Origin of the sequence: Halobiforma nitratireducens JCM 10879, from assembly GCF_000337895.1 — an archaeon.
GTDB lineage: Archaea > Halobacteriota > Halobacteria > Halobacteriales > Natrialbaceae > Natronobacterium > Natronobacterium nitratireducens.
In genome coordinates, this window is record NZ_AOMA01000203.1 from 39,564 (window position 1) to 49,102 (window position 9,539).

A 9,539-nucleotide genomic window follows, 5' to 3' on the forward strand; every position below is an offset into this window, starting at 1 on the left:
TTCGGCCACGATTTCACCTTCGACCGACACGAACGACCGGATACGATCGATCCGACTCACCCACGATACGACCCATGTCAGACCCACAAACCGCTACGACCGACTCGCGACCCGGTTTCGTCCGGCGAACCCTCCGACAGGCCTGGCGAGACCTGTTGAGTGTCTACTACGCCAACACGGTAATCTGGCGCTACCTCAAAAGCGGAGCCCTCCTGTGGTTCGGGCTCATGATCTGGGCCTTCTCGAACCTCGTCCTGTCGTACCGACCCGACTGGACGTTCATGTACTACGTGATGGCCTACGGGTTCGCCCTCGTGTTGTGGGGGCCGCTGACCCACCTCGTCGTCGTCCCGCTTGTCATCCGCCTTCGGAAGTCGGGGGCGACGGGCGTCGCTCGTTCGGTCGCCAGACACGGCTCCAAGATCAATCTGAGCGTGTTCTTCGCGATCGTGATCCTGCTCGGCGCGATGCCGTTCGGGCCGATGGTGCTTGACTTCCAGCCGACCGCGACCGGCGACGACGACAGTTCCGTCCCGGCTCCCGAACTCGAGTGTACCGAGACCGACGAGCTCGTCCAGTGTTCGTTCTCCCACGACGAAGGGTACGATCGCGTCGAGGTAACCGGTCCCGACGGCGACAGTACCACGATCGAGGAGCCACCATACGAGTTCGAGATCGATCCCGACGAATACGACCGGTTCGTCGTCGAGGTGCTCGACGAGGACGGCGAGATGATCGATCGACAGGTCCAGCGTCTCGGCTGACACCGAGCGAGCCGGTCCGGCGGCAGAAGGCTGTCGCTGCCCTCGCCGTCCCCCGCTTTCGCTCTCTCCGTCTACGTCTCCATCTACGTCCTTCCGCGAGCGGTAGCGTCTTTGTTCGTCCGTTCCCAACACCGAGCCGTGACCGAACTCCGATACCTCCCCGACGCGGACGACGTGACGACGTTCACGGCCACCGTCACCGAAGCGGACCAGGACGCCGTCTTCCTCGATGGGACCTACTTCTACCCCGAAGGCGGCGGTCAGCCGGCCGACCGCGGCGTCCTCGAGTGGGACGGCGGAATCGCGGACGTAACCGACGTGCGGAAAGACCACGGCGACGTGCGCCACGCCGTCGATATCCGAGACGGCGAGCCGCCGACGGAAGGGACGACAGTCGACGCACGAATCGACGGGGATCGCCGCCGAGCGGTGAGCCGAATGCACACTGCCCAGCACGTCGTCTCCCGAGTCGTCCTCGAGGAGTACGGTGCGAGTACCGCCGGCAACCAGGTCTACCCGGACCGGGCGCGGATCGACTTCGAACCCGCGTCGTTCGACGCCGACGATCTGGAAGAGATCGAACGCCACAGTAACGAGGCCATCGAGCGCGATCTACCGGTCGTCAAGGAGAACCGTCCCCGGCCCGAGGTCGAAGCCGAAGTCGACGAAGGGCGGGCGCTGCTCGATATGATCCCGGACTCCGTCGATCCGCTTCGAGTCGTCGAAATCGAGGGGTTCGATATGTGCCCCTGTGGCGGCACTCACGCCTCGAGTCTCGGCGAACTCGGCGGGATCACGATCACGGACACCGTATCGAAAGGTGAAGACGTCGAACGACTCGAGTTCGAACTCGAAGACGAGCCACGGTAGGAAACGGGAGCACGGACCCAGCGGGAGTCAGCGCCATCGAACCGAACACCGTCGCCCGGTGACGGAAACGACACTCGCTGTGGTCGCTCTCGGACCTGAGAGACGAGACGTGTGGCTCGTGTTCTGCACTCGCAGTCGACGGCCGAGACAACTGACGAAGCGGCCGTACACTCCCGCCAGCACACTAATGCGACCGGGGCTGCAACCCCTCTCGTAGGGACACGTATGGGTTCGGGGATCAAACGGTCCAGTATCGATGCACTGCCACACGAAGTGGCGATCGTCGACGCCGACGGCACCATCGTCGCCGTCAACGAGGCGTGGCGAAACTTCGCCGACGAAAACCACGGCACACATCCCGCCGACTGGATCGAAGAGAACTACTTGACCATCTGCGAACAGGCCGAAAACGCCCTGTCCAGCGAGGATGTCGCCGACAACTTACGGGCGGTCCTCTCCGGCGACCGTGACCGATACCAACACGAATATCCCTGTCATACCCCCGACCCCCAGCAGTGGAACCGATTGGACGCGTATCGGTTCACCCACGACGGCGACCCGTATTTGTTGATCGTACACACGAATATCTCCGATCGGAAACACGTCGAGTTACAGGCCAACGCCCGGGCGGAACAGCTCGAGACGGCCATCGAGGTCTTACAGCACGATCTCCGCAATCCGCTGAACGTCATCGAGGGCTACGTCGAGTTGCTCGCAGCCGATCTCGACGACGCGGAGACGATCGAGGGGCTGCAACAGGCGGTAACCCGTATTACCGAAATCACCGAAGCGACGCTCACGTTCGCCAAATCGGGAGCACTCTCGGAGACCGAACTGCTGTCCGTCGAAGACCTCGCACGCACGGCGTGGCTGTCGGTCGCGACTGCGGACGCAACACTCGTCGTCGAGGACTCCCATCGGATCATCGGTGACCGGCGGTTACTGCTGCAGCTATTCGAGAACCTGTTTCGAAACGCCATCGAACACGCGGGACCGGATTGTAGGGTCAGGCTAGGCGTCGTCGAAACGGGGTTCTACGTCGAAGACGACGGGCCGGGCATTCCACCGTCCGTCCGAGAGAAGGCGATCGAGGCCGATTACTCGACGCGAGGAACGGGCGGGCTGGGGTTGGCTCTCGTTCAGGCGGTCGTACAGGCTCATGGAGCCGACCTCACGATTTCGGCGGCCGCCGATGGGGGTGCTCGGTTCGACGTTACTGGGCTCGACGTGCCACCGAGCAAGTGAACTGCCTCGGAGTCACGTGGTCCGAGACGCCAAAGGCATCTCGTCATCACGGGAATCGTTGATTTCCGTCCGACCCCGAGGCACTCGGCCTGCTCAGCCTGTAGAATGGACTCCGCCGATCGCGACGAACGACCGGCGCGCTCACTCGGCACTGCCGTCGTTCGTCGTTTACGTGCTCTCAACGTGCTGTCGCCGAGATCGGTATCCAGGTCTGGTCTGCGTCCTCGAGCGGACACGAGAGTCCACCGGATGACGGTCCGGAACCACACCGGGAACCGCGTCACTGCGGGTGAATTACTCCCCGTCGCGGATCACGGGTCGCGAGGAGTTTTTGACCACCAGCAGGCTGCTCGCGGCCATCGCGACCGCTGCGAACAGCGGATTGATCATCCCGACCGCGGCAAGCGGGATCGCGACCGCGTTGTACAGCAATGCCCAGCAGATGTTCTCTCGGATGCGGCGTCGCGTGCCGTCGGCCAGGTCGAAGACAGTGCCGACATCCCGAAGATCGCTGTCGGTGACGATCGCATCGGCGGCGTCGGCCGCTCGAGCGGTGCCGTTGCCAAGCGCGATCCCCAGGTCCGCGGCGGCCAGCGCGGGCGCGTCGTTGGTGCCGTCGCCGACCATCGTCGTGACGCCCGCGCCCGAAAGCCGACGGACGGTCTCGACCTTGCCGTCCGGCGGAACGCCGGCGAACACGCGGTCGACGGCCGGGTGCTCCCGGAACCGTTCGGTCGCCGACTCGTCGTCACCAGTGAGAACGACGATCTCGCGGTCGCTCGCGTCCGCGTCCTCGAGCACGTCCTGCCACTCGTCGCGCTCGCGGTCGCCGACGACGGCCACGGCGCGGGCACGACCGTCGTAGCCGACGACGACGGGCAGTCGTCCCCCGTTCCGAGCGTCGGCGACGACCGTCTCGAGGTCGTCGGGGACGGGCCCGACCAGCCGTTCGACGAGCCCGGGAGTGCCGACGACGACGCGGTCGCCGTCGACGCGGCCGCTGACGCCCTCTCCGGGGTGGCGTTCGAACGCCTCGACGGTATTGGTCCCGTCGGGGACGTCGCTTGTCTCGTCCGCGTCCTTGGAGTCCGCGTCCTTGGAGTCCGCATCCCTCGAGTTCGGGGACGGCACGGACGCCTCCGCTGTGCCCGTCGTATCCGTGACGCCGCCGTCGGCCCGGACCGCGCTCGCGGCGTTTGCCGCGCTCTCGTCGCTCTCGAGGCCGTCGACGAACGCGGTGAGTGCTGTCGCCACGGGATGCTCCGAGAGCCGTTCGACCGCCGCGGCCTTCCGAACGGCGTCTTCGTTGCCTTCGACTTCGAGGACCTCCATCTCCCCCTCGGTCAGCGTCCCGGTCTTGTCGAAGACGATCGTATCCGCGGCAGGTGCGGACTCGAACAGCGCCGCGTTCGTGACGACGACGCCACGCTCGAGGGCGTCCCGCAGCCCGGAGGCGACGGCAAGCGGTGTCGCAAGCCCCATCGCACAGGGACAGGAGACGACCAGGACGGTCAGGCCCGTCAACAGCGCCTCGGCGGGCGCGACGCCGGTCACGAGCCGGTAGGCGGTGACGACGGTCGCGAGCACGAGGACGAAGGGGACGAAGATCGTCGCCAACTTGTCCGCGAACCGCTGGACGCCAGGGGACTCGCTTTGGATCTCCCACAGGAGGGTCGCGATCCGATCGAGCGTGCTCTCGGCGTCCTCGTCGACCTCGATCACCAGCGCGCTGTCGGTGACGACCGCGCCGCCGACGACTTCGTCGTCTTCGCCCTTGGTCACCGGCAGCGACTCCCCAGTGAGGACGGACTCGTCGACGTCCGCCGTCCCTTCGAGGACGGTGCCGTCGATCGGCACTCGCTCGCCGGGGCGGACGACGACCTCGTCGCCGGGCTCGAGGTCGTCGACCGAGACGGTTTCGGTTTCAGTTCCGTCGCCGGTTCGACGGGTCGCCTCCTGGCTCCGCGCGGCAGTCAGGTCCGAGAGAAGGTCGGTCGCCCGGTCTTTGATCTTGCGTTCGTAGTACGTCCCGAGGCTGACGACCATGATCACCGCGACAGTGACATCGTAGTAGAGGTGCATGCTCCCCATCGCGAGCGCAACTGTACTGTAGGCGTAGGCGGCGACGGCAGCGATCGAAACCAGCAGGTCCATGTTCGGCCGGCCGACCCGCAGGCTGACGTACGCCCCACGCAACACCGGGTAGCCGGTATAGAACAGGACCACGGAGGTCATCAGGCCGATGAAGATCATCGGGAGGTAGCGCCCGACCGGCGTCGTCGAGTCGACCGCGAGAATGCCGGTCTCGATGCCGACGTAGCTCGGATAGAGGTAAAACAGGTACCACGGTTTGATCAGAAAGGCCATGAGACCGCCGACGAGCAGCCGCTGCATCAGTTCGTCGTCGCGGTCCCGCCGATCGGCGTCCTCGTCCGGGAACCTGGCTGCGTAGCCGTGTGAGGACAACACGTCGGGCAACTCCGTGCGCTCGAGTTCGTCGGGATCGTAGACGACTCGCGCTGTATCGGTCGCGTAGCTCGCTTCGACCCAGCGGATCCCGTCGTGGCGCTCGCCGAGCAGGCCGACGAACCCCTCGCAGGTCGAACAGTGCATCCCGTCGATCGCGAGGAACGCCTCTTCGGCGTCGTCGGGGACCTCGCGGCGCTCGTCGCCGCGGGATCGCTCCCGGACCGCCTCACGGTCGACGTCGAGGTCGTCGGCTGCCGACAACGTCCGGCTGACCTCGAGACAGCCCCGACAGCAGAAGGTGCCGTCGACGCCCTCCTCGGTCACCGGCTGCTCCGGCGTCGGCAACTCACAGAGTGAACAGGTAGCCATCCCGTGCACGAAGATTGGCGTAGCTCTTCGATAGACGTGGTGTCGAATATGTTCGCCCGAATTCGATCCTCTCGGCGGCCGAAAGCGCAGATTTGGAGATACGGGACGCGATATAAACGGCTGCAATATAAAGAGCGACCTAAATCAGTTGAGGGTACGTACCGACGAGTATGAGCCAGTATCCGATCCGGGACGGTGGGGAGTCCGCTCCGGCTCCGGTGCCCAAACGACACGGCGGTCGCTTGTTCGGATCGTCCCGACGGAACCGGACTCGTCGAGGGGGGAATACGGGGCCGTTCGGACGGGACCCAGGTTCGAGACTGGAGACGTTTCCCGACGGGGGTGTCCGCCCATGAGTGATGAACCGGTCGACGACCGGTTCCGGATTACGGTGACGGTAACCGACGAAGAGACGATTCTGGACCTCGTCGACCGGGTCGACGACGTCGTCGACGCACGCGTCGTACCCGACGGTGGTGGGGACGCACTCACCCGACGGCAGGCCCGCCCGTCGACTGTCCGTGTTGACCTCCGGGACCTGACACCGAAACAGTGGGAAGCGTTAGAGCTCGCGTTCGACCAGGGCTACTACGATCAGCCGCGATCGGTCGACCTCGAGGCCCTCTCCGACGACCTCGACATCTCGAAGTCCGCGGTCTCACAGCGCCTCCGGGCCGCGGAGGCGACGGTCGTCGAGAGCGTTCTCGAGGGCGCGATCTCGGCGTCCACGGAGTGACGCCTCCCTGACCGGGAGTCGTCGCCGGCGTTCACGACGCTTGTCACGCTCGTCGCGTTTGTGGTGCGAGGGCACGGCCACACTCACGGCCCGATCAACGATCGGAGCAGCTTCGACTCGGCAGCGTTGAGCCGCTGTGAGACCGCCGACCGCGAGACGCCGAGTCGGTCCGCAAGCTCCCCCAGGTCCGTCCGCCGTGGCTGATCGTAGTACCCCATCTCGACTGCCAGTTCGATCGCCTCGCGTTGTTTGTTCGTGATATCGACCGCTTCGACCGAGCCAGTTCCGTCCGTCATCTCGTGGTCGGTGATACGCTCGAGTCGAACCGAGCCGCCGGCCTCTCTGATCGCTGCGACGATGTCGGTGATCAGCCCCCGATCCCGAACGACGACGGAGACGACGAGCGCCCCGTCCCGAATCGACTCGAGGCTGAAGACGCAGCCGAAAGTCGCGATCGCCGGACAGATGCAGTCCGCGTCGATGTCGGTCGACGTGTGGACCGTCCTCGCGTCGTCGGGATCGACGGCGATCTCCGCGTGACAGGTGCGACAGCCGTGGCGGCTACACGACAGCGTCTGTGAGACGGCCGCCGCGTTCGGCGCTTCTCGGGCAACCGGACAATCCGGTGGTTCGACGACCAACGTCGCCTCGAGCGGCGTCCCCCCAGTCTCCGAAGCCGCTGACGGCACGTCGGTAGCCATGTGTATACCGACCCCGCTGAGCGAGATATATAATGGATCACATTCCAACTGCGTGGGAACGGCTCGAACGGTTCGCGTGTTTCAGCCGGACGGTGACGGTCGATCTCCTCGGATCGGACGAAGTCGCCGGGAACCGAGAGTGGGTACCGAAGTGTTCGAGGCGGGAAACTGCCGATCGGCGAACGGTCCGTCTGCCACGCGAAAGCAGGACGAAGACGGGAAAGAAGGGAAACGGAACCGGTGAGTGACTGGATCAGTCCGCGTTGAGCGGCGGGCGGGCCGACTGGGCCTCGTCAGACGTGTCCGCGGGCGTGTTCACGAACATCGCGTGGCCGATGATACCCATTGCGACGAACGCGGCGATCGGCACTGCTGCTGTAAACGACAGTCCGACTACCAGAAGGGCTGCGGTGATGCCAAGCAGTGCGACTGGGATGAGGCCAAGAACGATGTCGTAGTATCCAGTCATAATCTATCCAATAGTATGGCAAATGCGTATATAAGTGTTTCCCATAATCGGACAGTACTTGATGAGTTTCTAATTCGTATCCACAGCATTGAATTCTCATAAGTTATGAGTTGGATATTTTGCCCTCCTCAAGGACGAAATATTATCAGTCACGGATCGAATACGTGAACGAGAGCTAGTAAGAATTAGTGTAAATATGTTGTTAACCCGAAGACGGGAGCGACTCCACTGTTTCGGAATCACGAATTTCGTGGAGATTAGTATACTGATCGATGCTGTTGTTTTATTCGGGGCGGTAGAATACGTATCCTCTTCGTGATACGAACGGTCGACACTAACTGAACGAACCGAATCAGCGAGCTACTCGGATCGGTTCGCGTACGTCGCGTAAATGACTCGCCACCCCACGAGTGCGACGAGACCGGTCCCGGTCATAACGACGGTGAACGTCCACGGAGCGCCCCCGGCAAACGCCGGCGAAGCTCGGAGGATAAACCCCACGTTTGCGGCAGCGAGCCACGAAACCGCGGTCAGCCGGGCGACCCGTGGCACCGACGTAGTGATGCCCCGCCCGTAGAGACCGACGAGCGACGACGCAACGATCCAGCCGATCGCGAACGGAACGATCGTCTCGAGAGACGCTACGGGGTCCGTCACCGGACTGATGTCGTGGGATCGTTGTCCGAAGACGATCAGCGCGGCCAGTACCGCGAGGTCGGCGACGCCGAGCGTCAGCGAACTGCGGTCGGGGAGTCCGCGACCGACGCCGATTCGAGTTGCCGTATCCATATCGACCGATGGGTGCTACGGGACTATCGGTGTCCCGGTTCGCCACGGAACTGTGGAACACCGACGAGCGGAGACGAACGGACGGCCCGTCACGACCGGATCGCCGACGGGAGTCGGAACCGTCACCGGGAGGCCTCCCGCCGACGGGTTGCTCGTCCGACGGAACGCATGCGGCTGCGGGGTCGAGCCCCGCAGGTCGGTCTCGTCCAGTCTCCCCTTCGTTATCCGTCCCGTTCACCGTTCGGAGCGTACGCGAGCGACAGCAGCCGTCGAGTAATTCGGTCCTATGCAGTGTCACCGCGGGTTTCCTGGATTTCGACGGCGTTTTCGCGTTCCGTAATTACCACGTAGGACTCATTAGGGAGGCCTGCAAACCACGTGACTGTGTCGGGACAACGACGAAACGGAATCGCGTGTGACGGCTGCGATCGGGCCGTCCCCGTCGAGGAGACGACGATGGTTCAGATGCCAGGCAGCGACCCCGTCGTCTGCTGTCCCGCCTGCGCCGAGCACGCGAAAGCGGTGTCCGAACGCGCCGATGGAGACGGCGCAACCGTCGGAGCTGAAACGGCAACCGGATACGCCGATTCCGGGTTCGGTTCCGGGTCCGGCCCCGCCTCGCGCTCCGCTCGTTCGTCCCGTTCCGGCCGCTCGAGCCACACGGACGAGTCGAACGGCTCCGTCGACGGGGCCGCTACCGGGTCGCCCCGGTCCGAGACCACCGCTTCGGCCGCGAGCGGGTCCCCGACCGAGACGGCGACTGCCGACTCGAGAGCGACCGAACCCGGCTCGATGGATATCGACCACCAGCGATCCACCTGCGACGGCTGTGCCCAATCAGTTCCCGACAGCGACCTCGAGACGCTCGTGGTGACCGACGGCACGACGCTGACGTGTTGTCGTTCCTGTGCCCGAGAAGCAGCCAAACGCGACGACGTAGTGCGACCTGCTGGGGAGCGCGAGTCGAAATCGGCCTCGAGTTCCGACACGGCTTCGAGGTCGGCCACACGCTCTGGCTCCGGCTCCGACACCCATTCCGACACTGATTCGGATTCGAGTCACGGCCACTCTCGGTCCGACACGGCCTCGAGTCGCCGGTCGTCCGCCCGCTCGAGCGCTCGAGACGA

The 9,539-nt window shown here is 64.5% G+C and carries 10 protein-coding genes; 6 read left to right on the plus strand and 4 right to left on the minus strand.

The window, feature by feature from the left end:
* Positions 1-74 precede the first annotated feature (74 nt).
* The 3 genes from C446_RS17635 to C446_RS17645 all read left to right on the plus strand — a co-directional run bounded on the left by C446_RS17635 (position 75) and on the right by C446_RS17645 (position 2,879).
* Positions 75-764 carry a hypothetical protein gene (locus tag C446_RS17635; protein ID WP_006674503.1) on the plus strand — a complete coding sequence of 230 codons (690 nt, stop codon included), beginning with the start codon at positions 75-77 and terminating at the stop codon, positions 762-764.
* Between the two features lie 138 nt (positions 765-902).
* On the plus strand, positions 903-1,634 hold the full coding sequence (locus C446_RS17640; RefSeq protein WP_006674504.1) for an alanyl-tRNA editing protein: 732 nt from the start codon (positions 903-905) through the stop codon (positions 1,632-1,634).
* Positions 1,635-1,859: 225 nt separating this feature from the next.
* Entirely contained in the window at positions 1,860-2,879 is a 1,020-nt protein-coding gene (locus C446_RS17645; protein WP_006674505.1) for an ATP-binding protein, read from the plus strand.
* A gap of 294 nt (positions 2,880-3,173) precedes the next feature.
* On the opposite strand, the gene C446_RS17650 is transcribed toward C446_RS17645, so the two are convergent.
* Positions 3,174-5,717 (minus strand): heavy metal translocating P-type ATPase, encoded by a 2,544-nt coding sequence (locus tag C446_RS17650; RefSeq protein WP_006674506.1) that lies wholly within the window; start codon positions 5,715-5,717, stop codon positions 3,174-3,176.
* 352 nt (positions 5,718-6,069) lie between these two features.
* Here C446_RS17650 and C446_RS17655 point away from each other — a divergent pair, with 352 nt between their 5' ends.
* Positions 6,070-6,453 carry a helix-turn-helix domain-containing protein gene (locus C446_RS17655; RefSeq protein ID WP_006674507.1) on the plus strand — a complete coding sequence of 128 codons (384 nt, stop codon included), beginning with the start codon at positions 6,070-6,072 and terminating at the stop codon, positions 6,451-6,453.
* 83 nt (positions 6,454-6,536) lie between these two features.
* Here the strand turns inward: C446_RS17655 and C446_RS17660 are convergent, their stop codons facing one another.
* The gene (locus C446_RS17660) at positions 6,537-7,154 is read right to left on the minus strand and encodes a helix-turn-helix domain-containing protein (protein ID WP_006674508.1); all 618 of its coding nucleotides are present in this window, start codon (positions 7,152-7,154) and stop codon (positions 6,537-6,539) included.
* Between the two features lie 32 nt (positions 7,155-7,186).
* Between C446_RS17660 and C446_RS17665 the strand changes: the two genes are divergently transcribed.
* On the plus strand, positions 7,187-7,402 hold the full coding sequence (locus C446_RS17665; protein ID WP_006674509.1) for a hypothetical protein: 216 nt from the start codon (positions 7,187-7,189) through the stop codon (positions 7,400-7,402).
* A 5-nt stretch (positions 7,403-7,407) separates the two neighbouring features.
* Here C446_RS17665 and C446_RS17670 read toward each other — a convergent pair whose 3' ends face one another.
* Positions 7,408-7,623 carry a hypothetical protein gene (locus C446_RS17670; protein ID WP_006674510.1) on the minus strand — a complete coding sequence of 72 codons (216 nt, stop codon included), beginning with the start codon at positions 7,621-7,623 and terminating at the stop codon, positions 7,408-7,410.
* Between the two features lie 360 nt (positions 7,624-7,983).
* On the minus strand, positions 7,984-8,412 hold the full coding sequence (locus C446_RS17675; RefSeq protein WP_006674511.1) for a DUF3054 domain-containing protein: 429 nt from the start codon (positions 8,410-8,412) through the stop codon (positions 7,984-7,986).
* Between the two features lie 384 nt (positions 8,413-8,796).
* Between C446_RS17675 and C446_RS19700 the strand changes: the two genes are divergently transcribed.
* On the plus strand, positions 8,797-9,539 hold a 743-nt coding region (locus C446_RS19700; RefSeq protein WP_006674512.1), incomplete at its 3' end, for a hypothetical protein.